The sequence below is a fragment of the Kribbella sp. NPDC023855 genome (genome assembly GCF_040639475.1).
In the GTDB taxonomy this organism is placed as follows: Bacteria; Actinomycetota; Actinomycetes; order Propionibacteriales; family Kribbellaceae; genus Kribbella.
In genome coordinates, this window is the sequence record NZ_JBFAAA010000004.1 from 756,365 (window position 1) to 780,044 (window position 23,680).

Below are 23,680 nucleotides of genomic sequence, written 5' to 3' on the forward strand. Positions count from 1 at the left end.
GACGACACAGCGGGCTTTGATGTCAGTCCCAGCCGGGGCGGCGGCGGTGGGCGCCCAGTCGGGCGTCGTCGCGGCTGCGGTAGACGATGTAGGGCCGGGTCAGGTAACCGAGTGGGGCGCTGAAGACGTGGACCAGGCGGGTGAAAGGCCAGAGGGCGAAGAGGCCGAAGGCGACCAGGGCGTGGAGTTGGAAGCCCAGGGGTGCGTCGGCCATCAGGGCGGCGTCGGGGTTGAAGGCCAGGAACGAGCGGTACCAGACCGACACGCCTTCGCGGTAGTTGTACTCACCGCCGATGGTCAGGATCGAGCCGGCGATGGTGTTCCACATGCCGAGGACGATCGCCACCGCCAGGAAGGCGTACATCACCTTGTCCATCACGGTTGTGGCTGAGAACACGGGGCCGACGGTCCGGCGGCGGTAGATGAGGATGGCCATGCCGACCACCGTCATGACGCCGGCCAGCAGACCGCCGGTGACTGCCACCACGTGGTACGCGTGTTCGCTGACCCCCACGGCGTCTGTCCACGACTGCGGGATCAGCAGGCCGACGACGTGTCCACCGACGACGCCCAGCATGCCGAAGTGGAACAGCGGGCTGCCGATCCGGAGCAGCCGGTTCTCGTAGAGCTGGGACGACCTGGTGGTCCAGCCGAACTTGTCGTAGCGATAGCGCCACAGGTGGCCGACCACGAAGATCGTCAGGCAGAGATACGGCACGATGACGAACAGGAACTCGCTCATGGGCGGGCTCCGGGGAACGACGGCATCGGCAACAGCGTGGTCCCGGGCGCGGAAGCGGCAGGACTGAACTGCGGGCTGGCGAACGGCGCGAGCCCCACCTCTTCCTCGGGCGGTCCCTCGGCAGCCAGGCGCCGTACGGCGTCGCGCTCGTCGCCGCGGAGTGGGGGCAGCGTGGCGGTGACAGCGTCGAGCAAGTGCGCCCAAGGAGAGCCCTTGTCGCGCAGGGAGAGCCGCAGCAGTTCCAACCCGGCGCGGTGGTCGAGCATGAGATCGCGGCCGAGTGTCTGGTCGATGGTGGCGGCGAACTCGAGGACGACGCAGAGATGGTCGGGCAGTTCGGCATCGTCGAGTTCGAACCCGGCGCGGAGGTAGGACTGCTTGAAGCGCAGCAGGGCCATCCCGCGCTTGCGGGTGTCGCCGTGAGCGAAGTACGTGAGGAACAGGTTGCAGCGGCGCCGGGTGTCGAAGGTGTCGACGTAGTCGGCCTGGAGCTCCGGCAGCGGCGTGGTGTCGAGGTGGTCGAGGAAACCTCGGATCGACTCACCGATCGCCACCGGCAGACCGCGCGACGCCGACCTCAGCATCCCGCTGCGCCCGAGGAGATCCTCCGAGGGATAGTCGAGAAGCAGCGAGACCGACTGCCATGCGACGGTGAGCTGGTCCGGTGCCAGCGCTGGTTTGGGTCGTCGGTCACTCACGAGTCGGAATCCTTCGGAGGGAACAGCCCGGGGGGCGAGCCTTTGCCGTCCCAGTTGAGCAGGTTGACGCGGCTGCCCTTGCTCTCCGGGCCGGCCAGGTTGTCGGAGGTCTGGCGGTCCTGGAGCATCTGGAAGTTTTCGACCGCGATCGGCGTCGGCGTACCGGAGCCCTCGCCGAACACGTCGTGCTGGCCGCCGCCGTACTCCGAGACCGAGCACTCCGTGGACAGCTCCTCCAGCGAGTGGGCCTGCTCGGCGTGCGCGGACGGGATCACGTACCGCTCGTCGTACTTCGCGATCGCCAGCAGCCGGTACATGTCGTACATCTCCTCCTCGCTCATCCCGACCGCGGCGGGAATCGAGGCGTCCGGATCGCGGCCGAGGTTGATGTCGCGCATGTAGCAGCGCATCGCGGCGAGCTTCTTGAGCACGGCATCGACCGGTACGACGTCCCCGGCCGTGAACAGCTCGGCAAGGTACTCGACCGGGATCCGCAGCGCGTCGATCGCCGCGAAGAGATTGCCCTTGTCCTCGGCATCCTCGCCGGTCTCCGCGACGACCTCGACCACGGGCGACAGCGGTGGGATGTACCAGACCATGGGCATCGTCCGGTACTCCGGATGCAGCGGCAGCGCGACCTTGAACGTGTTGATCAGCGCGTAGATCGGGGAGCGCTGGGCGGCGTCGATCCAGTCGCGGGCGATGCCGGCCTGCTCGGCCGCGCGGATCACCTCGGGATCGTGGGGATCGAGAAACACCTCGCGCTGGGCTTCGTAGAGTCCTTCGTCGTCGGTCGTCGACGCGGCCGCCAGGACCTTGTCCGCGTCGTACAGCATCAGGCCGATGTAGCGCAGTCGTCCGACGCACGTCTCGGCGCAGACGGTCGGCAGGCCGACCTCGATCCGCGGGAAGCAGAACGTGCACTTCTCGGCCTTGCCGGTGCGGTGGTTGAAGTAGACCTTCTTGTAGGGACAGCCCGAGACGCACTTCCGCCAACCGCGGCACCGGTCCTGGTCCACCAGGACGATGCCGTCCTCCGCGCGCTTGTAGATCGCGCCGCTGGGGCACGAGGCCGCGCAGGACGGGTTGAGACAGTGCTCGCAGATCCGGGGCAGGTAGAACATGAAGGTCTGCTCGAACTCGAACTTCACCTTGTCGGCGATCTTCGCCAGCATCGGGTCCCGGTGCGCGGTGGCGGTCGAGCCGCCGAGGTCGTCGTCCCAGTTGGCCGACCACTCGATCTTCATGTTCTGGCCACTGATCAGCGACTTGGGCCGGGCGACCGGCGTGTGCTCCTGCGCGGGCGCGTCGGTGAGCGTGGAGTAGTCGTACGTCCAGGGCTCGTAGTACTCGTTGATCGATGGCAGCTTGGGGTTGGAGAAGATCGTCATCAGGTTCTTCAGCCGCCCACCGCCCTTGAGCTTCATCCGGCCGCGCTTGGTGAGCTCCCAGCCGCCCTGCCACTTCTCCTGGTCCTCGTAGGTGCGCGGGTAACCGAGTCCCGGCCTGGTCTCGACATTGTTGAACCAGATGTACTCCGTGCCGGAACGGTTGGTCCAAGCCTGTTTGCAGGTGACCGAGCAGGTGTGGCACCCGATGCACTTGTCCAGGTTCATCACCATCGCCATCTGCGCCATGACCTTCATCAGTACGTCACGTCCTGACTGCGCTTGCGGATGATCGTGACCTCGTCACGCTGGTTTCCGGTGGGCCCGAGGTAGTTGAACGCGAAGGTCAGCTGGGCGTAGCCGCCGATCAGGTGGGACGGCTTCACCAGCAGCCTGGTCAGCGAGTTGTGGATGCCGCCGCGCTTGCCGGAGGTCTCCGCGATCGGTACGTCGATCAGCCGGTCCTGGGCGTGGTACATGTACACGGTGCCCTCCGGCATCCGGTGCGAGACGATCGCCCGGGCGACCACGACCCCGTTGCGGTTGACGGCTTCGATCCAGTCGTTGTCCTCGATCCCGACCTTGGCCGCGTCGCGATCGCTCATCCAGATGTTCTGGCCACCCCGCGACAGCGAGAGCATGAAGAGGTTGTCCTGGTACTCCGAGTGGATCGACCACTTGTTGTGTGGGGTCAGGTATCGCACCGCCAGTCCTTCGACCTGCCCGGCCGAGCCGTCGGACACCGTGCCGAGGGCCGGTTCCGCGAACAGTGCGGCCATGTTGAGTGGCGGCCGGTAGACGGGAAGGCCTTCGCCGAGTTCGTTCATCCAGTCGTGGTCGAGGTAGAAGTGCATCCGCCCGGTGAGGGTGTGCCAGGGCTTCTTGCGTTCCACGTTGATGGTGAAGGGGGAGTAGCGGCGGCCGCCGGTCTCGGAGCCCGACCACTCGGGTGACGTGATCACCGGTACGGGCGGGCCCTGGGTGTCGGCGAAGGTGATCTGCTTGCCCTGGTGCTCCTCGGCCAGATCGGCCAAGGGGATGCCGGTGCGTTTCTCGAGGGTCTTGAAACCCTGGGTCGCCAGCTGTCCGTTGGTGGTCCCGGACAGCGCGAGGATCGCCTCGCAGACGTTGACGTCCTTCTTCAGCGACGGCCGGCCGTCAGCTACGCCGCCCCGGACCTCGCCGTTCTTGGCCCGGAGGTAGTCGACCTGCTTGCTCAGTTCGAAGGTGACGCCCTTCGTGGTCGCGCCGAGGGTGTCGACCAGCGGGCCAAGGGCATTCATCTTCGCCGCGACCGCGCCGTAGTCACGCTCGACCTCGACGAGCTTGGGCATGGTGACGCCGGGGATCGGTTCGCACTCACCCTTCTTCCAGTCACGGACGACGCCGTGCGGATTGGCCATCGCGTCCGGGGTGTCGTGAGTGAGCGGCACCGCGACGACATCCTTGCGGACGCCGAGGTGGGTCGCGGCCAGCTGGCTGAACTTCTCCGCGATCGTCTGCCAGGCGTCCCAGTCGGTGCGGGTCTGCCAGGGCGGTGCGATGGCGGGGTTGAAGGAGTGCACGAACGGGTGCATGTCGGTGGTGTTGAGGTCGTGCTTCTCGTACCAGGTCGCGGCCGGCAGGACGACGTCGGAGAAGATCGTCGTACTGGTCTGGCGGAAGTCGATCGTCATCAGCAGGTCGAGCTTGCCCTCGGGAGCCTGGTCGCGCCACGTCACGTCGACAGGACGGCGGTCCGGCGGCGTCTCGGTGGCGCGCACCGAGGAGTCGGTGCCGAGCAGGTGCTTGAGGAAGTACTCGTTGCCCTTGCCCGACGAACCGAGCAGGTTGGCCCGCCAGATCGAGAGCACCCGCGGATAGTTGCCGGGGGCATCGGGATCCTCGCCGGCTAAACCGAGGTCACCGGACTTGAGTTGGTCGACGACGTACTCGCCGACCGGCTTGCCCGCGGCCACCGCGTCGTCGCTGAGGTCGAGCGGATTGCGGTCGAAGGTGGGATAGGACGGCATCCAGCCCATCCGGGCGCTCTGCGCGATCACGTCGGCCGTGGACTTGCCCGCGAACTGCCCCTCGCCGGTCGTGGCGGAGAGGGTGTCGGCACCGAACTGGTCATAGCGGAACTGGTTCGTGTGCAGGTACCAGTACGCCGTCTGAATCATGTTGCGGGGCGGGCGGTTCCAGTCGAGCGCGTTGGCGATCTGGGTGTAGCCGGTGATCGGCCGGACCTTCTCCTGGCCGACGTAATGGGCCCAGCCGCCGCCGTTGACGCCTTGGCAGCCGGTGAGATTGGTCAGGGTGAGGAAGGAGCGGTAGATCGTGTCGGAGTGAAACCAGTGATTCGTGCCGGCGCCCATGACGATCATGGACCGTCCCTTGGAGTCCTCGGCGTTCTGGGCGAACTCCCGGCCGATCCGCGCCGCGGTGGCGGCCGGCACCCCGGTAATTGTCTCCTGCCAAGCAGGCGTGTACGGCGATTGCGCGTCGTCGTAGCCCTTGTTGTCTCCGGTCGGCCAGGTTCCGGGAAGGACTTGGCCCTGGTGGGTCCGGCTCACGCCGTACTGGGCCAGTAGGAGGTCGAACACGGTGGTGACCAGGTGGCCGTCGACCCGGCGTACCGGTACGCCGCGTGGGAGGTCGGCGGCAGCGCCGTCGGGGGTGTCGAAGCGTGGCATCCGGACGGTGGCCGTTTCGGTCGCCGTGTGGAGCAGGGAGAGGACCGGGTCGACCTCGCCGAGGTCGAGGTTCCAGGTGCCGACGCCGGCTTCGCCGTACCGGTGCCCGAGGCAACCGTTCGGGACGACGGCGTCGCCGGTGCGGGAGTCGATCAGCACGGTCTTGAAGGCGGCGTTTTGATCCCCGGAGTGCTCGGTGAGGTCAGCGGCGGTGAGGAACTTGCCGGCCGTGTACTCACCATCGGCGGCCTCCTCGAGACGGACCAGATGGGGCAGATCGGTGTAGGTCTTCACGTATTCGGTGAAGTAGGGCGTCTCCCGGTCGACGAAGAACTCCTTGAGGACGACGTGCCCCATCGCCATCGCGAGCGCGGCGTCGGTACCCGGTTTGGCCGGCAGCCACTCGTCGGCGAACTTGACGTTGTCGGCGTAGTCGGGGGCGACGGCAACGACCTTCTGGCCGCGGTAGCGGGCCTCGGTCATCCAGTGCGCGTCGGGTGTGCGGGTGACCGGCAGGTTGGAGCCCCACATGATGAGATAGCCGGCGTTCCACCAGTCACCGGATTCGGGGACGTCGGTCTGATCGCCGAAGACCTGCGGTGACGCCACGGGCAGGTCGGCGTACCAGTCGTAGAAGCTCAGCATCGAGCCGCCGATGAGGTTGACGAACCTGGCACCGGAGGCGTGCGACACCATCGACATCGCGGGAATCGGTGAGAAGCCCGCGACCCGGTCCGGCCCGTACTTCTTGATCGTGTGGACGTGGGCCGCGGCAACGATCTCGCTGGCCTCGTCCCAGGTCGCCCGGACCAGCCCGCCTTTGCCGCGCGCTGACTTGTAGGCCTTGGCCCGCTGCGGATTCTCGACGATGTGCTCCCAGGCCTTCACCGGATCACCACCGTGCTGGCTCTTGGCCTCCCGGAACATCTGCAGCAGAACGCCGCGCACGTAGGGGTAGCGGACCCGAGTGGGGGAGTAGGTGTACCAGGAGAACGCCGCACCCCGGGGACAGCCTCGCGGCTCGTACTCCGGGGAGTCCGGGCCGACCGAGGGATAGTCGGTCTGCTGGGTCTCCCAGGTGATGATGCCGTCCTTGACATACACCTTCCACGAGCAGGAGCCGGTGCAGTTGACGCCGTGGGTGGACCGCACGACCTTGTCGTGGCTCCAGCGGTCGCGGTAGAAGTCGTCGGCCTCGCGTCCGCCGACCTTCGAGAGGGTCCGCAGGTCGTCGGAGACGGTTCCACGGGTGAAGAACCTCCTGCTCCGGACGAGCGCCTCCGTGAGCGAACCGTCCATCCCGGGAACTGCTGCGGGCTTCTTGTGCGACGGGGTCACCGTGATTCCTGTCCTTGGTGTGCGGTACGCCGGACCAGAGTGATCGTGAGAAGTAAGGCCAGGAGCGCGGTGCCGCTCAGCATCCACAGTCCGATGGCGTAGGAGTCGGTTTGGCCGTAGACGTAGCCCATGATCAGCGGCGGAACGAAGCCGCCCAGTCCACCGGCGGCGCCGACGAGTCCGGTCACTCCGCCGACTCGGGACGGATCAGTGACCTGGGCAATCAGGGCGAACGTCGCGCCGCTGCCGGAGCCCAGCGCCGCGGCCATGGCCAGGAACGCGACGGTTCCCACCCCGTCCAGCGGAGGTGTACCGGCCGAGATGCCGGCGCAGACGACCACTATGCCGAAGCCGGTGGCAAGGACCGGGATTGCTCCGAGCTTGTCGGCGAGCCATCCTCCGACCGGCCGCATGACGACGGCGACGAGAACGAAGCCGGCCATCCGGTTGGCCGCATCGGCGGGTGCGAGCTGGTGGGCGGTCTTGAGGTACGCCGGCAGGTAGACCGAGAACGCGACGTACCCACCGAAGGCAACGGCGTACAGCAAGCAGGCCTGCCAGGTGATAGTGAGCCGGGCGTTGGCCGAGATCCGCGCTGCCAAAGAGGTGGTGGGCACGACCCGACCTGGGGCGTCGCGCAGTACGAGCCATGAACCGAGCGCGTAGCAGGCCAGTACTGCGCCGGTGATGAGAAAGGGGGCCTTGGCACCCAGCTGGTCGGTGAGCTTGACGGTGGTCAAAGCGCTGATCGCCGTACCGCCCATACCGGCGCCAAAGATGCCGATCGCGAGGCCGCGCTGGTCGGGTGGGAACCACGCGTTGACGAACGGAACGCCAACCGCGAACGCAGTGCCCGCGATGCCGAGGAAGAAGCCGCCGACCAGCAGCAGCGTGTAGGAGTCGAGGGCGAAGAAGGCGAGGAACAGGATCGGCAGGATGGTGACGCCCGAGATGATCGGGAACATCACCCGGCCACCGAACCTGTCGGTCAGCCCGCCCACGATGATCCGGCCGAGCGAGCCGACGACCACCGGTACGGCGACCAGCAGCGCGACGTCGGACTCGGTGAGTGCGCCCAGCGTGCCCGTCGTCCGGAACAACGGGCCGAGTGGGCTGATCAGCGCCCAGGCCCAGAAGTTCACCGCGAACCCGATGGTCGCGACGGCCAGCATCAGCCAGGGGGATCGGACCGCGGCATGCCTCGGTTGCTCCGAGGTCAACGGAGTCGTCACTTTCGTGCCCGTACCGCGGGGCTCACCTTTCCCACCATGGCCCCCGGAGGACTTGTTGGCAACTGGAGGTGTTGATGGTTCCTGGTCAGTCATTGCTTGCATACCTGACGTTTCGTGAGGGGTGACGGTCAGCGGACGATGCAGACCGGGCCGGCCGCGTCGAGCAGGACGGCCAGGCTGACCGAGCCGAGCTGCGGTGCGGTGCCACCGTGACCACCGGATCCGACGACGATCAGCCGGGCTCCGGCCGACAGGCGGAGCAGCTCCTCGGCCGGGCGCCCGACGACCTGGCTGATCTCGACCGGCGGTCCATCGGGGATCAGATGGGTGAGAGCAGCCAGCTGGTCGGCCGGCACAGCCTCGTGCGGGGAGGCGCCAGACGGCTCGACAGAGACGACACGCACCACGAGCCCGCGCTGCCGGGCGTACTCGCGACCGAACCGGAAGGCCGCAACGCTCGGCGGCGACCCGTCGTACCCGATGACGACGTAACCCTCCGCCTTCTCGCTCGAGTCGATGGCGAGACCGGGATCGGCCTCGTTGGCAAGTTCGAGCGTCGTCGGCATGTCTTCTCCTTCGTGAAGGGGTCAGCCCCAGCCTCGCGGCACCCGGCGGTTCGGCGTACCGGGCATGAGTCCCGATCCGATGGGTCTTTCGGCACCTGCGTGGATGACCACAGGCTCTGCCTCCGGCCGGTGTCCGCGGGTCACGCTCGGACCAGACACCCCGAACCGGAAGGAACACCACCGTGTCCTCCACCACGCGTTCGCCCGAAATCGTCCACCCCGTGATCCAGGTCGGTATCGACGGCGCCTGGCGAGAGGCCGGCGCACTCGCCTGGGCCCTGCACGAGTCCCTGCTGCGGGGTGAACCACTGCATGCAGTCCACGTCGTCGAACGGAAGACACAACGCACCCGGTACTACGAGCCTGTCGTCACCTCCCAGGCCGAGTCCGAGCTGGTCGAAGACGTCCGTGCCTGGATGAAGCTCAATGGTGAGGACCTCGACCACGAGGCTGCGCTGATCGACGGCCCAGCCGCGACCGGACTGACGAGCGCGGCGCGGGGGAGCCGGATGCTCGTGGTCGGGCGCAGGGGGATGGGGAGTTTCAAACGACTGCTGCTCGGGTCCACCTCCGAGGCGGTCACGAGTCTGGGACAGGGGCCGGTGGTCGTCGTACCAGCCGGCTGGACCGCGGCAGCGGATCGGGCCCCGGTGATGGTCGCTCTGGACGACTCGGGTGAGAACGAGGCGGCGGTCGAGTTCGCGGTGGAACTGGCCGTCGAGCGGAACGTGCCTTTGTGGCTGGTTCACGTGTGGGACTTTCCCGCTGTCTATGGCGGGAATCCGGATGTGGAGATGGCCGTGGGAGAGGATTGGAGGGCGACCGCCGATCAGCATTACGCAGCTGTCGCGCAGCAGTGGCGTCACAAGTATCCAGAGCTGGAGATCGAGCTCGACTTGCGGCGTGGACATGCGGTCGAAAGCCTGCTGGAAGCGGCCGAAGCGATCCACGCTCAGGTGCTGGACCGGCCTGGTCCTCGTGAGTGCTGACGGCGCCGAGCGGGCCGAGGAGTTCTTGCGGATCGCGGCTGCTCATGTCCGCCGCCAGGTTGGTAACGCCCTCGAGGTGACCGTGGTCTGCGCGGCGGGGACGCGGATGAATGCGTTGTCCGCAACGGCCCGCGGTGCCCGAGCCCTGGTCATCGGGCGCCCCCGGCATCGCGGGCCTGAACGCATGGTCGGTGCCGGGAGCAACCTCTCGCTGGCTCGCCGGATCGAGTGCCCGCTGATCGTAGTACCGGGTTCGTGGAAGGTCGCACCGTCGCGGCGAGACGTGGCAGTCGGTGTCGACGGTACGGCGTTGTCGGCTGAGGCGGTCGGGTATGCGTTCGGTGCGGCGGCTGCGCGGGGTGGCAACCTGATCGCGATCCACGCCGCTCCCCGCCTCTCAGCTCCCGACGGTCTGTGGGTCCAGAAGGCAGAACTCGAACTGGCCGAGGTGCTCGGCAGTTGGTCGGCGAAGCATCCCGAGGTCAAGGTGACCCGCTACCTGACCTGTCGCCCAGTGGTCGCAGCACTCCTGAAGAAGTCCCGCGAGGTGAGCCTGGTCGTCCTGGGCGCCCACGCCGGCATCCTCCCCCTCGACGACCCCACCACCCGCCGAGCAATGGCCACCATGACCGGCCCGGTCGCGGTACTACCTCACCGCCCCCGCCTGCGAACCGAACCCACGCCGCCAGCCGCAGTGGTCACGAATTGATGGTTTTCCAGAAGGTGCATTGGTGGGTTGTGGTGCGGTTGGTCTGGGTGATGGGAGTTGCTAGGGACTGGACCCAACCGTTGTGCTGGAAGGGCATCCAGCGGGGTTGGTTGTTGCCGTTGGGGTTTCCGGTGGCGGCGAACTGGGTCCAGTAGCTGATCATGGTTTGGGAGAGCTGTTGCTGGGCGGGGGTTCGTGGGCCGGGGAGTTGCTCGTCGTCGAACAGGTACTGCAGCTCGGCTCCGTGGAAGGCACCGGTGGGGAAGTTGGGCTTGGGTAGGGTGCTGAACCACGGCGCCGTCTCGTCGGCGAACTCGTAGGCGTAGACCGGAGTGTGTGCGGCGAGCGCGCGGTCCCGGTCCTCGGCTGGGCATCCCCAGGCCCAGTCGGTGACGACCGTGGAGAGTGCTTCGCCGGCGGAGTGGAACTTGGCGACCGGGTATCGGGCCAGTACGCGCTGGAGGTCGGCCGGGCGGAACAGAGCGGCGAGTTGATCGCGGTAGCTTTCCGGCGTGGTCACCTCTCCCATGGCGACCTCGATCGCCGCGGTGAAGAGGTGGTGTTCGTCCCGAGTGGTTCCCTGCATGACCGGGACGCGATTGAAGTGACCGGTCGCGAAGGCGCGCTCCGGGCTGACCGGCAGGAAACCACCGCCGACGGTGGGACCTGATCCGATACCGGCGTCGGACCACTTGGCCAGTTCGCTGACGGGCTTGGCGCGCAGACAGGCTGCCGCGGTGACCGGCTTGGTGCAGCGAACCACGCTGATTTCAACGACGCGTGTGGTGTCGCCGCAGTAGTTCGATTGTGCCTACTGCGGCGGCCCACACGCCGATCAGCGAGCTGACGGGGAAGAGGAGGTCGAAGAGGTCGGTGAAGGCGATGGTGGCTGTGGCGAGGGCGAAGGTGAGGCCGCCGACTAGGCCTAGGACGAGGGTGATTCGGTTGCCTAGGGTGCGGGTTGTTCCGCCGGCCACGGCGAGGGTGGCGATGGCCAGGCCCCAGAGGGGGTTGACGATCGTTTCGTTCCAGGTGTGGAAGGCGATCAGGGCGGTTGAGTGACCGTGTTCGATCGCGTCAGCCTCGGTTGCGGCGAAGAGGTGGATCAGCATGGCTACGGTGGCGAGCACCGAGATCGCGGCTACTACGGTCATCAGCCGAGCCATGCGGTCGGGCAGGTCACCGCGTCGGCGGATCACGAGCAGCGCGGCCGTGATGAGCGCGATTGCCGCCAGGAAAACCACATGGGATGGGTACCAGAGTGGATCGACGAGCATGTCGTGGAGCTGCTCGAGCTTGGTTCCGCCCGAGCTGCTGTCCTTGGGATGAAGGGCGCCCCCGACGAAGAACGCGAGGCCGCCGAGGAGAAGGAAGACGGCTGCCGTGCGGTCGACGCGGCGGGAACGGTGAGGGGTGCTGGCGAGTGTGGTGGTCCTGGACATCGGAAGCTCCTGAGTCGGGCCGGCTGGATCTCCTCACGGTCCCGCTGTGGAAGGGGTGCCCACAGGAGTGCCGCCCCTTCACTCATCCAAGGGTTAACCCTGGTACGCCGTCGCCGGAGATCTGCGACCATGTCTGCATGTCAGGGCTGCGCTCGGCCCGTGCGGTCGAGCAGTACGACGAGAATCCGGCGCCCGCACGTGAGGCGCTGGTAGGGCTCGTTGGACTCGGCACGGCTCTGCTCATCGGGTACGGGTTCACGCTGGGCTTCCATCTCGACAACCTTCACAACGGACTTCTCGCGGCGGCGTTCACGGCCGTCGGCCTCTACGTACTGCGAGTGCGCCCCGGCCATCGCGAGGCCCGGTTGTTCGTGGCCACCGGGGTTGCGTCCGCGATCATGTTTTTCGGCCGTCAGTACGGCCTCCACGATGAACCGCTTCCGGGTGCGGCGTGGCTCGGCTGGATCGGCGTCTGGCCGCTGCCGTTGGTGATCGCGCTGACCGGCGTGACGGTGATGGCCTTTCCCGACGGCCGGTTCCTCTCCCGGCGATGGCGTATTGCGGCGCTCGCGATGCTCGTGGTCGCAGCGGCGCTCGCGGTGCCCTCGGCTCTGTGGCCGGTGGAGTACGACCGAGTGGGCATGGTCGCGCCGCACCCGTTCGACATGCCCGGTCGTGACATCGCAGAGAGCATCCTGACGACGGCCCGCTCGGTGTGCTACGCGCTGTTCCAGTTGCTGTTCACGATCGCTGTGGTGGCCCGGATGCTGCGCGCCAAGGGCGATGAGGCGCGGCAACTGCGGTGGTTCGTGTTCGCCGTCGCATTGGATCTCCTGGTTCTCCTGGGCGGCGTGCTGGTGTTCGACTCTCCGGTTCCCGGCCTGCTCGGTACGCCGGTGGTCGCCATCGCCGCGGGCGCCGCGATCCTGAAGTACCGCCTCTACGACATCGACCCCGTCATCAACAAAACCCTCGTCGTCGGCGTGATGGCCGCAGTCATCACCACCGGCTACCTGGTGGTCGTGGTCGGCATCGGCGCCCTCGTCCCCTTCCCGGAGGGTGTGATGACGCTGGTTGCGACCGCGCTGGTGGCGTGTGCGTTCGAACCGGCGCGGCGACGCGTCCAGCGCCTCGCGGACCAGCTTGTCTACGGTCACCGAGCGACGCCGTACGAGGCGTTGTCCAGTCTCTCGGCGCAGCTGCTCACTCCCAGAGGCGAGCTGCTGGACGGCCTCGCGGCGACCGTCGCGAACGCGGTCGGCGCCACCGAGGTTGTCGTGTGGGTAGGTGATGACCGGGTACTTCGCGCAGTCGCGGCCTGGCCGGATCCGTGCGATCGGCCACCGACGTCGCTGGCTCAGCTGGGGGAGGAACGCCAAATTGTGCGCCAGGTCGTGCACGACCTAGCGATTCGAGGCGCGGTCACGGTTCGCAAGCGTGCGGGGGAGCCGCTGACCGAGCCAGAGGACCGGCTTCTCACCGATCTGGTCGCCCAGACGGGCCTGGTGATCGACCACCAGGCGAAGGTGCAGCAGGTTGCCGACCAGGCCGCCGAGCTGCAGGCCGCGGCTCGCCGGATCGTGACCGCGCAGGACGCCGCTCGGCGCCGGATCGAGCGCAATCTCCACGACGGTGCCCAGCAGCGGCTCGTGACGCTTGGTCTCGAGCTCGGCGCGCTCGCGGGACGGGCCGCCGAGTCCGGCCACCCGGATCTTGCGGAGCGCGCGGAGTACGCACGTCAGCAGCTTCTCAATGCCACGGCAGCGCTGCGCGAGCTGGCTCGCGGGCTGCACCCCTCGGTACTCACCCAGGATGGGCTGGGCCCGGCGCTGGCCGATCTCGCCGACAGCTCTGCGATTCCTGTGCAGCTCCGCGTCGAGGTGGCACGGCGGCAGCCGGCCGAGGTGGAGGCGACGGCGTACTTCTTCGTCAGCGAGGCGATCACCAACGCCTGCCGGCATTCCGGCGCCGCGGTCGTCGAAGTGGTCGCACGGGACGACGAACAAGGGCTGTGGATCCAGGTCTCCGACGATGGCGCCGGTGGCGCCGATCTCGCCGCCGGGAGCGGACTGCAAGGCCTCGCGGACAGGCTCGGTGCACTCGGCGCGCAGCTGGAGATCGAGAGCCCAGCAGGGGCAGGAACCCGCGTGGGGGCTCTCATCCCCGTCGAACCGACGGCTCCGTCCAGGGAGGCTCCGTGAGAGTGGTGCTCGCCGACGACGCGGTGCTTTTCCGCGAGGGCATGGCGCGAATCCTCGCCGAGGCCGGATTCGAGGTCGTAGGTCAGGTGGGTGGAGGCGCCGAGCTCGTCGAACTGGTCCGGCGCGACCCGCCCGATGTGGCGGTGATCGACCTACGGATGCCACCCGGCTACAGCGCCGAAGGGATCGATGCGGCCGCCGAGATCCGGAGGATTGTGCCCACTGTCGGGCTGATGCTGCTGTCGCAGTACGTCGAAGTCCATCACGCCCTGCGGCTGATGACGGAGTTCGACGGGGGAGTCGGTTATCTGCTCAAGGACCGGGTCTCCGACCTCACGACGTTCGGCCTCGACGTACAGCGGGTCGCCCGGGGCGAGGTGGTGATCGACGCCGAACTGGTCAGCAGGCTCGTCGGCCGACGCCGGCAACGTGATCCACTGGCTGACCTCACCGACCGCGAGCGCCAGGTGCTGGATCTGATGGCGCAGGGCCTGTCCAACACGGCGCTGGCGGACAAGATGCACCTGAGCCTGAAGACCATCGAGGGCCACGTGAGCAGCATCTTCACCAAGCTCGAACTCGCTCCGGGGGAGCGTGACCATCACCGACGAGTACTGGCGGTACTGCGGTTTCTTCGGCAGGAGTGAGCGATGAGCCGGCGCGTCGGCGTCTCCGGACGGCTCCGGCGAGGGCCAGTGCGAGGGTGAGCAGTACGGCGCCGGCGCCGATTGAGAGGCCGAGGTTGAGGCCTGGTGGGCGATAGGTGCAGCTGACTTTGCGGGTGGGCCCGGGAAGTTCGACGGCGAGGAGACCGCCGTAGTTCGCCGGTTTCCTCCATGGCCCGTTGTCGGTGGAGCAGCGCCAGCCCGGCTGCTGAAGGGTGCCGATGACAACAATCCCGGTACTGCCGGGACGAAGCGTGGCGTACACGGAATGCCCGCCGACCTGTACTTTGGTTGCCCCGTTGGCGTTGAGGGTGGCGATGGCCTTGGCGAGCCGTGCTGGGTCGAGGCAGCCCAGTGCGCGCTTGCCGAGGTTGGAGCCAGGCGCGGTGAAGAGCTTGAGGTCGGCCGCGACCACACCGGAGGCCGGGACCTCGCCCAGCTTGATCATTGCGCTGCTGGTGTTGATCCCCGGTCGACGTGCCGCCGTGAGCTGAACCCAGTCTCCTCCCTCCAACCGCGCCTCACCCCAGACCCTTGGCAGGTGCAGGTACGCGATGGACCCCGGCTGACAGGTTGCAGTCAAGCGCAGCATGTCGTCGCCGGACTTGGTCGCCTTGTACTTCGGTACGGCGTACACCGCCGAGCCGAGGAGCCGTTCTTGGTTGGTGAAAGCCGAGCTGTTTTCGGGCGCGGCCGGGAGGGCGTTGGAGCGGACGGTCACCAGGGGTGGTACCTCGGAGTGGGTGACGGTGTTGTCGTCGGAGTTCAGTCTGGTGGCGATGGAGAAGATGGCATCGGTGACCGGGTTGCTCATGGTGTAGGACGCGCGTCCGAAGCTGGACCAGCCGAAGCCGAGCTCAGTGAGAGTGTGATTGAGCGTTTGGGGGAGCAGGCTGCTGTAGTAGCCAGGCCCTTGGCCGCCGAGCAGGAGTGGATCGTTGGGTGTGGTGGGGGTAGTGGGGTCGATGCGGGATCTGGGCCAGTTGTCATTGGTGGTGATGGTGTCGCGGAAGTCATGGTGTCGGGTGCCCCAAGGGCCGGTGGCGGCGCTCAGCACCTTGTTGCGTTGGGCATCGATCACCACGGCGGTGGAGGTGAGTTCGGCACCGATGACCGCGATCAGTCCGATTCCGGCCAGCAGGGTGAGCGTCCGGCGGCGGGGCAGATGTCGGATGGTGAGCATGGTGGCGATGACGGCCGCGGCGGACAAGGCGAGGACGAGTACGGAGTACCGGTTCAGCAGCGGGCTGTCCCGGGTCGCGAGCGCGAGTGCGACGAGTAGGGCGCTGGCGGCGGTGAGGGCGATCCAGTTGGGGGCCCGGTCGGCGGCGGAGAGCCAGGCGCAGATGACGAGGACGGCGCACAGGGTGAAGGCTTGGCGGTACTGCGAGCCGTTCGGGGTGTCGAAGCCGTGCCAGAGGACGTGGGTGGGTTCCCAGAGGAACGACGCGCCGAGCGCGACGGCCAGCACTGTCCAGACCGCGCGGGTGCGGGTGGCGACCGATCCGTTGAACGGAAGCGACAGGGCGAGGACCAGGGCGGCGGTTCCGACGTACAGGCTGGGCGAGCGGCCGACACCCTCGGACAAGGGGATGAGGCGGGCGAGCAGGCTCTCGACCGGAACGGGGGTGAAGATGCCCGGGGGTGACGGTGCGGCCAGGCTGTTCGCGTTGAAGATCGGCAGCAGGAGCGGCGCCGAGGCCGCTATTCCCAGGATCACGGACAGAGCGTGGCGAAGGACGGCGCGGAGGCGATCGAGCCAGGCCAGGTCGCTGGTGAGGACGCGGGCGAGCAGGATGAGCCCGCCGGCGAGGGTCGCCATGTAGGCGGTGTAGAAGTTGGAGATCCAGAAGACAGCGATGACGGCGATGCTGAGGATGCGGTGCTGGCGGCGTACCGACCATTCCGCGACCAGGCAGAACATGGGCAGCGCGATCAGGCCGTCGAGCCACATCGGGACATAGGCGCCGTCGTCGACGGCCCAGCCACACAAGGCGTAGGAAGCACCGAGCAGTGCGGCCAACCAGCGGGGGCCGCGGCGGATCCGGATCAGGTAGGCAGCCATCGCGGCCGCGGCCAGGGCCAGCTTGAGGACGGTGATGACGAACACCGCCAGGTCGACGCGCTCGCGCGGGAAGATCACGACGAGTAGGGACAGCGGACTGCCCAGGTCGACGCCGTAGTCGGCCCAGAACCCGACGCCGAAAGCGCTTTGCCAGTTGAAGAACATGTCGCCTTGCGCCTGGCCGTGCAGCACGTCCCAGAGATGGGCGAAGAACGGCACGTACTGGCTGCCCAGGTCGTTGGTACTGCGCGAGGCCGATCCGAACGGAAAAGTACCCCGCACCGCCCCTGCCACCGAGAACGCCGCTGCCACCATCACGCCGGCCAGCCACATCTCGAGCCCGCGACGCCCCTTCACAGCGAACGACCGGCAGCACTGCCCGGTACGACGTGGGTCTGGGTGAGGTTGGTTTCCTTGATCAGGTAGTGCGGGCGTTGCTTGGTCTCGAAGTAGATCCGGCCGATGTACTCACCGATGACCCCGAGCATCACCAGTTGCAACCCGCCCAGGCCGGCGATCGCGGCGATCAACGTGGCATAGCCCGGCATCTGCACGCCCTGGGTGGCTGCCACGACGACCACCCAGATCGCGTAGGCAACCGCGATCAGGCTGAGCATCAGGCCGATGTAGATCGCGGCGCGCAGTGGCTTGTTGTTGAACGAGAGCAACCCGTCCAGCCCGTACTCGAACAGCTTGCGGAACGACCAGCGGCTGCGGCCGTCCTCGCGCAGTACGTTCTCGTACTCGAACACGATCGACTCGAACCCGATCCAGGCGAACAAACCCTTGGAGAACCGGTTGTACTCCTGCAACTCCAGCAGGGCCTCCACCGCCCGGCGCGAGATCAACCGGAAGTCCCCGACCCCGTCCACCAGCTCCACGTCGGACCACTTGTTGATCAACCAGTAGTAGGCCCGCGCGGACATCGTTCGCGTCGCCGGATCGCCCGCCCTGGTTCGTCGCGCGATCACCTGATCGAATCCGCGCACCCGCAACTCGAGCATTCGCCGGATCAACTCCGGCGGATGCTGCAGGTCGGCGTCCATCAAGATGACCGCGTCACCTGCGGCATGCCGCAGGCCGGCGAGCATCGCGGACTCCTTGCCGAAGTTGCGGCTGAAGGACAGATACCGCACCGACGGATCCCCGGTGGCGATCTCGACCAGCACATCCAGCGTGCCGTCCGTACTTCCGTCGTCGACGTAGATGATCTCGTACGACTCACCGGTGGCCGCCAGCTCGTGACTGACCGCTGAATGAAACCGGGCGATCACGTCGATTTCGTTGTAACAAGGAACCACCAGCGTCAACCGCATTGCACTCCTCGCACGTCTCCAGCAACCGGCCAGTAACCGGCAGGGGGAGAGACTCCCCGTTAAGAGATGTGTCGAAAGGGGGTGAAAAGTTGCATCCCCTGACAGATTCCCCGGAAATCGCGGCATGTCGCCCGCCGATTTCCTGAATCCGGGAGCGGTTGGTGACTCTGTGCTACTTCTGGCCGCCCCTAAACAACACGATCGGCCGCCGCAAAGTACGCATGATCGACGACCTGCACGCGACCCACGTAGTTGTCGACCACATCCATCTGTACGACGAGGCAGTAGCTGCGCCCGGCCTGAGCACGTCGATCTTGGCGACGCCGTCGGCGGAACTGACCGGTGCGAAGACCTTGCCGTCCTTCACCCGGACCAGGTCCCGGCCCTGGAACTCATAGGGAAGCTCCAGTCGTTCGAGCATCAGCCGGTGCACCTGGTTGTGGATCGGTCCGCCGATCAGGATCAGGTTCCCCTCGAGCGCCTCGTCGAGCGGGAAGTTGATCGAGGCCCGCACCCGGGTGACGTTGATGCGCAGTGACTGCGCCAGATAGCCGGACAGTTCGGTGGCCGCGGCGAACTCGGCAGGATGGATGGTGGGCCGGTTCTTCTCGCTCAGCGGCCCGTCCGCGACGACGATCGAGAAGTCACCGCCGGCGGCCGCCCGCCACATCCGCACCGCCGGCCGGACGTCGCGCAGATACTTGTACAGGGTGCGCAACGTCCAACCCGCCACGAAGGCGATCACGGCCGCCAGCAGATTGATGGCGAGATCTTCGGTCATTCATTTCTCCCGGATTCGTTGAAGATCCAGCATGGCGGAACTGAGCTGATCTCGGGCGTGCGCCGGGTGTGGCGACTCGCGCTCGTGGGAGAGTTGCCGGACGATGACGATCTTTACGTTCCACCTCGCGGAGCTCCGGCCGGCGGTGACGGCGGGGGCCTTGTGGAAGGCACCTTCTGCTCCTGGGTTGCGGTATGCCGAGTGTCTGGCGTTGATGCGTCTCGGTGCGCCGACTGTCTCGCCGTCGCGGATGCAGTTGCGTCGGATGGCCATGTTCGCGCGATGGGAGGATGAGGCGGCGCTCGAGACGTTCCTGGCGGACCACCCTCTAGGCGCGGAGTTGGCGGCAGGTTGGCACGTGCGCATGGAGTTCCTGCGCCGCTGGTCGCGGCTTGCGGCGCTGCCCGACCTCCCGGCGAGAGCGGGCGAGTGGGACGCTGACGAGCCCGTCGTGGCGGTCACGCTGGCCCGGATGCGTCTCTTGGAGGTGCCGAGGTTCCTCAAGTGGGGCAAGCCTGTGGAACGGCTGGTTCGCGATCATCCGGGGACCACGCTGGCACTGGCCGCGATGCGTCCGCCCCGGACGATCTCCACCTTCTCGGTCTGGCGGTCCGTGCGGGAGATGGAAGAGATGGTGCACGGCCGCAGTACAGTCCCGGAACCCGACCGCCATGCCGTCGCGATGACGGAGCGCCGGCGCAGAGACTTCCACCACGAGTTCGCCACCCTGCGGTTCCGTCCGCTGTCGGAGCACGGCTTGTGGCAGGGCCGGAGCGGAATCGTTCCCCGATAAGTACAACTCCTTCCACTCCGGCGGTTCGGCGTTTAGGGTTCTGCACCAGCAGTAATTGACTGGTGACAGTACGCACCGGTTGACCGAACCTGTTTCCGTGAGGACGGCCGGTCCGCCACCGGCCGGGAAAGAGTGGCTGCATCATGAAGCGATTCCGCCTTCGTACCGCCCTGCTCGCATCCACCTGTGCCGTAGGGCTCGCCGTACCCCTTGCCGGAGCGGCCACCGCCGCGCCGGCGCCTGGCATCACCCATCGCGCCGCGGTGACGGCCGCCGAACAAGCCGCCGTCACCGGCTTCTGGACTCCGGAGCGGATGCGCTCGGCTGTCCCGATGGAGCAGTTGCTGAAGCCGAAACAGCGCTCCGCCGGCAAGATTGCGGCCGGCCAACCGACCACGCTCCAGCCCACCGGCCCGGATCAGGTCATCGGCCCGATGGCCTTTCCGAACGGTGGATCCGCCTGGACCGGCGGCGGCAAGATCGTGTCGACCGAGGGCCGGGTGTTCTTCACCTACCAGGGCCGGACCGCATCCTGTAGCGGTACCGCCGTCACCAGTACGAACAAGAGCACGGTGATCACCGCCGGGCACTGCGTGAAGCTGGACGGCGCCTTCCACACCAACTGGGCGTTCGTCCCGGCATACAACAACGGCAGCACGCCGCACGGCACGTGGACCGCTCGGCGACTGCTCGCCACGCCGCAGTGGGTGGCCAGCGAGGACATCAACTACGACATCGGCGCCGCGGCCGTCAACCCGCTCAACGGGGCCAGCCTCACTGACGTGGTCGGTGGGCAAGGCATTGCCTTCAACCAGCCACGAGCCCAGAGCATGTACGCCTTCGGCTACCCGGCAGCGTCGCCGTACGACGGATCGAAGCTGATCTACTGCAGCGGCACCACCTTCAACGCCTTCCTCTCCAACGGCATCGGCATGACCTGCAACATGACCGGCGGCGCCAGTGGCGGCGGCTGGTTCCAGCAGTTCAGTGAGTCGACCGGCGCCGGCATCGTGAACTCGGTCAACAGCTACAAGATCAACTTCATCCCCACCTGGATGTTCGGCCCGTACTTCGGCACCGACGCCCAAACCCTCTACAACACCGCCCAATCCGCCTAACCACCCCCTCCCAGGGTGGCTCCCCTCAGGCGGAGCCACCCTTCGTCATGTCCAGCCAAGCCAGCACGAACTCGGCCAGTGCCTGGGTGGTCCGTGGTTCAACAGATCCTGAGGAAGTTCGACCCCGCGGAGTAGGTCTGGCCGTAGAGCCGGCCATCGGGGTAATAGAGCCTCACCCTGAGGGAGATACAGGTCGAGCCCGGGGCGTACACCTGCTTGGTGTAGGTCATCTGCCACGTCGGCTGGTCGTATTCCTCACCGATGTCCGGCATCCCGTCGGACTTGATGTGTTTCCGCGACGCTCCGCCCACAGGATTGGTGACCTGCAGCCAGTTCGTTTGACAGCTTGGGGAGTAGTAGACCTCCACGTTTCCCGGGACCTGACCGTAGTCGTTCTGAAGCGGACGGTTCGCAATGTGCTGCGCGCCGATGGCGCAACCATTGCCACCTGGGGCCGATTGGGGATAGGTGCCATGGTGTTGGGGCCCGGCGTTAGCCGTGCCTGCGCCGCTGGTGAGCACCAATCCGGTCAATGCGAGGGCGATACCAGTTCGAGCCAACAGCCGAGTGATTCGCGGTCGGACACAACGGACGCGCATGTAAATCAGCTCCATCAGATCTAGGCAGAGTCGTTGGCAGACCGAGTCGAACTGCGGCCTGTTGTCAGGATCTGGCGAAACCTCCCTCTACGAGGCCAACTGTGCGGAAGAGGTCGACACACGCACGGACCGTTGCGATAGTCGCGGAGTTGTGCTGCCGGTAGCTGCGGCGAAGCGGAAGAGACTTGGCGCACTATTGGGACCGCGTGGTGGTGATGATGAAGAGGCCGCTGCGGGCGCTGGATGCGGACTGGGACCCGGCGGAGCTGCGTGAGTAGGACAACGCTGCTGTGGCTGAGGAGAAGGCCGCTTGGATCAGTTCGTGGTTGTCGCCATCGAGGTTGAGGACGCTCGCCACAGGCGGCGTGCGCTGTGGGCACCCGCGCGACGTAGGAGCGGTAGTCGCAGGAGGGTGGGTGGGAGCGGCCCAGAGCGGGAGCGACGGAGGAGCGAGTGCGGCGGGCGCGTGGGGGAGAAGTTCGGGGGAAAAATTGGATGCAACCCTGGGGTGCCGGTTTCCGTCTTGAGGGGGACTTGGAGAGCGGGAGGCGGGATATGGCGGATCTGGACCGGGAGTATGTGGAGTTCGTCGGGGCGGCGAGTGCGTCGTTGCGGCGGACGGCCTTCCTGGTTTGCGGAGAACGGCACAAGGCGGACGACATCGTCCAGGACACGCTGTGCAAGCTGTACGTGTCCTGGCCGAAGGTGCGCCGGGTGGGGAATCCGTTCTCGTACGTGCGCCGGATGGTCGTCAACGCGGCCTATGACCGGGGCCGGCTGCGTTCGCGGCGGGAGGTCACGGTCGCGGAGGTGCCGGATTCGGCGTACCGGCACGACTTCGCGGCCGGGCACGCCGATCGGGACGAAGTACTGGAGGCACTGCGCAGTCTCGGGCCGCGCCAACGGGCCTGTGTGGTGCTCCGGTACTACGAGGATCTGACCATCGAGGAGACCGCGGAAATCCTCGGCTGCAGCGAAGGCACGGTGAAGAGCCAAGCGTCACGCGGCCTCGACACTCTCCGGCAGGCCATCGATAGGGCGCGGCGAACCAGCCGGGCGTTGTGAAGGAGGACGTGATGGAAGACGTACGCGATGTGGGCGCGGAACTGCACCGGCTGGCGGAGGCTGAGGCACAGGATCCGTTCGACCCGCTGGAGCTGCTCCAGCAGGGCCGGCGAAGGAAACGGCGCCGCAAGATTCTCACCGCGGGCGGAGCGGTGGCCGGTGTGGCCGCGGTTGCTCTCGCCGCCACCTTGCTGCCCAACCTCGGGTCGGCCGGGAACCAGCCGCAGGTCGCGGGTGGTGAGTCCCAGGAAGCCCTGTTCGAACCGGTGCCAGGTGTCCCCCGGGGCGAGGAAAGCGCCGACCAGCCGTTGACCAAGGCGGAAGCCATCCGTCGATGCGCCCTGAGGTACCCAGAGGGAGGGCAGTTGCGCCTCGACTCGGGCACCAAGTCCGGGAAGATGCTGTCCTACCAAGGCAAGCGCGGGGACAAGGTCGAGGTTCAAATCTGCAATGTCCCCGGCGGCGACAAGCCGTCGGCGGCCCTGATCGCTGCCGCGGCCAAGGATCCGTTGCCCGACACACCGGCCGGCGTACTGCGCAACTGTTCGGTCCAGGCATGGGTCGATCTGACCGGTTGGCGGGTGATGGCGTTCGATCGCTACGAGTCCAAGCGTTTCGCCAGCGCGGTCGTGGTCGCCGTCTCGCCGTCCGGAAAGAAGGCGGTGGCCTGCAACCTGGTGCCGCCTCCGCCGCAAGAACCAGCGCCCAGAGGGAACGTAGCCAACAACCGCTTCTTCACCCTGGACGCGATCGACAAGGACGACCCGTATCTCCTGCCTGTCAAGGGTTCCGCCCGCGCCGATCTGTTCTCTGCGGGCGGCAGCAAATCCACCTACACCGGTTGGGGCCGAGTGGCGTCGAACGCCACTGAGGTACGGCTGCAGCTGGGCACCCGCCCGGGGTACAAGGTACCGGTCAACGACGGCTGGTTCGCCGTCGCCTGGGCGAAGCCGACCGAGACAGGCGGCGATTTCGGCGCACTGAAGGCCTACGACAAGAACGGAAAGCTCGTCAGAGTCATCAGCGAACCCTGAACGCAACCGCAGACCCGAGGGCCGCGACCTCCGCCAGGAGAGCCGCGGCCTTCGGCGTTCCTCGACCTTCCGCTGTCGTTGCCATCGGCATCTTTGGTGCACGCGGCCGGTCGAGCGGCAAAATCCGGTGGTCGCGGCAGCGCCGGCCCCTTTACGCTGGGAAGGCCGCCGCGAGATCGCGGCAGGCAACCGTTGACGAGTGAGGGGAGCCCGGCCGTGCGTTGCCGCGCCGCTGTGAGTGTTCCCCGGTCACGGTACGACGTG

General features: G+C 67.1%; 20 protein-coding genes. 8 read left to right on the top strand and 12 right to left on the bottom strand.

The genetic code is table 11. The features are described 5' to 3' along the window. Positions 1-22: 22 nt before the first annotated feature. From narI to AB0F51_RS18830, 6 genes are all read right to left on the bottom strand, one after another. Entirely contained in the window at positions 23-742 is a 720-nt protein-coding gene (narI, locus tag AB0F51_RS18805; protein ID WP_360281438.1) for a respiratory nitrate reductase subunit gamma, read from the bottom strand. Next, positions 739-1,440: a nitrate reductase molybdenum cofactor assembly chaperone gene (gene narJ / locus AB0F51_RS18810; RefSeq protein WP_360281440.1), complete on the bottom strand. Its 702-nt coding sequence runs from the start codon at positions 1,438-1,440 to the stop codon at positions 739-741. Before narJ ends, narI begins: the two co-directional genes overlap by 4 nt. Beyond that, positions 1,437-3,086, bottom strand: coding sequence for a nitrate reductase subunit beta (narH, locus tag AB0F51_RS18815; RefSeq protein ID WP_360281442.1), 1,650 nt, complete (start codon positions 3,084-3,086; stop codon positions 1,437-1,439). Before narH ends, narJ begins: the two co-directional genes overlap by 4 nt. Continuing rightward, the gene (locus tag AB0F51_RS18820) at positions 3,086-6,802 is read right to left on the bottom strand and encodes a nitrate reductase subunit alpha (protein WP_360281568.1); all 3,717 of its coding nucleotides are present in this window, start codon (positions 6,800-6,802) and stop codon (positions 3,086-3,088) included. Before AB0F51_RS18820 ends, narH begins: the two co-directional genes overlap by 1 nt. Positions 6,803-6,837: 35 nt before the next feature. Next, complete coding sequence (locus AB0F51_RS18825; protein ID WP_360281444.1) at positions 6,838-8,073, bottom strand: MFS transporter; 1,236 nt, start codon at positions 8,071-8,073, stop codon at positions 6,838-6,840. A 128-nt stretch (positions 8,074-8,201) separates the two neighbouring features. After that, complete coding sequence (locus tag AB0F51_RS18830) at positions 8,202-8,639, bottom strand: universal stress protein (RefSeq protein WP_360281446.1); 438 nt, start codon at positions 8,637-8,639, stop codon at positions 8,202-8,204. Between the two features lie 182 nt (positions 8,640-8,821). On the opposite strand from AB0F51_RS18830, the gene AB0F51_RS18835 reads away from it, so the two are divergent. Together AB0F51_RS18835 and AB0F51_RS18840 are read left to right on the top strand one after the other, a co-directional pair. Continuing rightward, complete coding sequence (locus tag AB0F51_RS18835) at positions 8,822-9,628, top strand: universal stress protein (RefSeq protein ID WP_360281448.1); 807 nt, start codon at positions 8,822-8,824, stop codon at positions 9,626-9,628. Beyond that, entirely contained in the window at positions 9,618-10,337 is a 720-nt protein-coding gene (locus AB0F51_RS18840) for a universal stress protein (RefSeq protein ID WP_360281450.1), read from the top strand. The genes AB0F51_RS18835 and AB0F51_RS18840 overlap by 11 nt, the downstream gene beginning before the upstream one ends. On the opposite strand, the gene AB0F51_RS18845 is transcribed toward AB0F51_RS18840, so the two are convergent. Continuing rightward, positions 10,327-11,100, bottom strand: a complete 774-nt coding sequence (locus tag AB0F51_RS18845) for a carboxylesterase family protein (protein WP_360281452.1) — start codon at positions 11,098-11,100, stop codon at positions 10,327-10,329. The two genes, AB0F51_RS18840 and AB0F51_RS18845, sit on opposite strands and share 11 nt — an antisense overlap. A gap of 7 nt (positions 11,101-11,107) precedes the next feature. Further along, the gene (locus AB0F51_RS18850) at positions 11,108-11,779 is read right to left on the bottom strand and encodes a hypothetical protein (RefSeq protein WP_360281454.1); all 672 of its coding nucleotides are present in this window, start codon (positions 11,777-11,779) and stop codon (positions 11,108-11,110) included. 137 nt (positions 11,780-11,916) lie between these two features. Between AB0F51_RS18850 and AB0F51_RS18855 the strand changes: the two genes are divergently transcribed. After that, positions 11,917-13,980: a histidine kinase gene (locus tag AB0F51_RS18855; RefSeq protein WP_360281456.1), complete on the top strand. Its 2,064-nt coding sequence runs from the start codon at positions 11,917-11,919 to the stop codon at positions 13,978-13,980. Continuing rightward, positions 13,977-14,627 carry a response regulator transcription factor gene (locus AB0F51_RS18860; protein ID WP_360281458.1) on the top strand — a complete coding sequence of 217 codons (651 nt, stop codon included), beginning with the start codon at positions 13,977-13,979 and terminating at the stop codon, positions 14,625-14,627. Before AB0F51_RS18855 ends, AB0F51_RS18860 begins: the two co-directional genes overlap by 4 nt. On the opposite strand, the gene AB0F51_RS18865 is transcribed toward AB0F51_RS18860, so the two are convergent. From AB0F51_RS18865 to AB0F51_RS18875, 3 genes are all read right to left on the bottom strand, one after another. Beyond that, positions 14,545-17,067 carry a YfhO family protein gene (locus tag AB0F51_RS18865; protein WP_360281460.1) on the bottom strand — a complete coding sequence of 841 codons (2,523 nt, stop codon included), beginning with the start codon at positions 17,065-17,067 and terminating at the stop codon, positions 14,545-14,547. The genes AB0F51_RS18860 and AB0F51_RS18865 overlap by 83 nt on opposite strands. Next, complete coding sequence (locus AB0F51_RS18870; RefSeq protein WP_360281462.1) at positions 17,064-18,026, bottom strand: glycosyltransferase family 2 protein; 963 nt, start codon at positions 18,024-18,026, stop codon at positions 17,064-17,066. The genes AB0F51_RS18865 and AB0F51_RS18870 overlap by 4 nt, the downstream gene beginning before the upstream one ends. A gap of 172 nt (positions 18,027-18,198) precedes the next feature. Next, a complete protein-coding gene (locus AB0F51_RS18875; RefSeq protein WP_360281464.1) occupies positions 18,199-18,807 on the bottom strand; it encodes a hypothetical protein in 609 nt (202 codons plus the stop codon). A gap of 103 nt (positions 18,808-18,910) precedes the next feature. Between AB0F51_RS18875 and AB0F51_RS18880 the strand changes: the two genes are divergently transcribed. Together AB0F51_RS18880 and AB0F51_RS18885 are read left to right on the top strand one after the other, a co-directional pair. After that, positions 18,911-19,600: a hypothetical protein gene (locus AB0F51_RS18880; RefSeq protein WP_360281466.1), complete on the top strand. Its 690-nt coding sequence runs from the start codon at positions 18,911-18,913 to the stop codon at positions 19,598-19,600. A 143-nt stretch (positions 19,601-19,743) separates the two neighbouring features. Then, positions 19,744-20,718 (top strand): hypothetical protein, encoded by a 975-nt coding sequence (locus AB0F51_RS18885; RefSeq protein WP_360281468.1) that lies wholly within the window; start codon positions 19,744-19,746, stop codon positions 20,716-20,718. Positions 20,719-20,816: 98 nt separating this feature from the next. On the opposite strand, the gene AB0F51_RS18890 is transcribed toward AB0F51_RS18885, so the two are convergent. Beyond that, a complete protein-coding gene (locus tag AB0F51_RS18890) occupies positions 20,817-21,251 on the bottom strand; it encodes a hypothetical protein (protein ID WP_360281470.1) in 435 nt (144 codons plus the stop codon). Positions 21,252-21,872: 621 nt separating this feature from the next. Between AB0F51_RS18890 and AB0F51_RS18895 the strand changes: the two genes are divergently transcribed. Both AB0F51_RS18895 and AB0F51_RS18900 read left to right on the top strand, forming a co-directional pair. Then, positions 21,873-22,382 (top strand): SigE family RNA polymerase sigma factor, encoded by a 510-nt coding sequence (locus AB0F51_RS18895; protein ID WP_360281472.1) that lies wholly within the window; start codon positions 21,873-21,875, stop codon positions 22,380-22,382. An 11-nt stretch (positions 22,383-22,393) separates the two neighbouring features. Beyond that, a complete protein-coding gene (locus AB0F51_RS18900) occupies positions 22,394-23,416 on the top strand; it encodes a hypothetical protein (RefSeq protein ID WP_360281474.1) in 1,023 nt (340 codons plus the stop codon). Positions 23,417-23,680 lie beyond the last annotated feature (264 nt).

Coding starts and splice junctions, on each gene's coding strand:
- AB0F51_RS18880 (WP_360281466.1), top strand. CDS start 18,911: ATGACGATCTTTACGTTCCACCTCGCGGAGCTCCGGCCGGCGGTGACG.
- AB0F51_RS18855 (WP_360281456.1), top strand. CDS start 11,917: ATGTCAGGGCTGCGCTCGGCCCGTGCGGTCGAGCAGTACGACGAGAAT.
- AB0F51_RS18850 (WP_360281454.1), bottom strand. CDS start 11,779: ATGTCCAGGACCACCACACTCGCCAGCACCCCTCACCGTTCCCGCCGC.
- AB0F51_RS18900 (WP_360281474.1), top strand. CDS start 22,394: ATGGAAGACGTACGCGATGTGGGCGCGGAACTGCACCGGCTGGCGGAG.
- narI (WP_360281438.1), bottom strand. CDS start 742: ATGAGCGAGTTCCTGTTCGTCATCGTGCCGTATCTCTGCCTGACGATC.
- AB0F51_RS18895 (WP_360281472.1), top strand. CDS start 21,873: ATGGCGGATCTGGACCGGGAGTATGTGGAGTTCGTCGGGGCGGCGAGT.
- narH (WP_360281442.1), bottom strand. CDS start 3,086: ATGAAGGTCATGGCGCAGATGGCGATGGTGATGAACCTGGACAAGTGC.
- AB0F51_RS18885 (WP_360281468.1), top strand. CDS start 19,744: ATGAAGCGATTCCGCCTTCGTACCGCCCTGCTCGCATCCACCTGTGCC.
- AB0F51_RS18870 (WP_360281462.1), bottom strand. CDS start 18,026: ATGCGGTTGACGCTGGTGGTTCCTTGTTACAACGAAATCGACGTGATC.
- AB0F51_RS18830 (WP_360281446.1), bottom strand. CDS start 8,639: ATGCCGACGACGCTCGAACTTGCCAACGAGGCCGATCCCGGTCTCGCC.
- AB0F51_RS18875 (WP_360281464.1), bottom strand. CDS start 18,807: ATGACCGAAGATCTCGCCATCAATCTGCTGGCGGCCGTGATCGCCTTC.
- AB0F51_RS18820 (WP_360281568.1), bottom strand. CDS start 6,802: ATGGACGGTTCGCTCACGGAGGCGCTCGTCCGGAGCAGGAGGTTCTTC.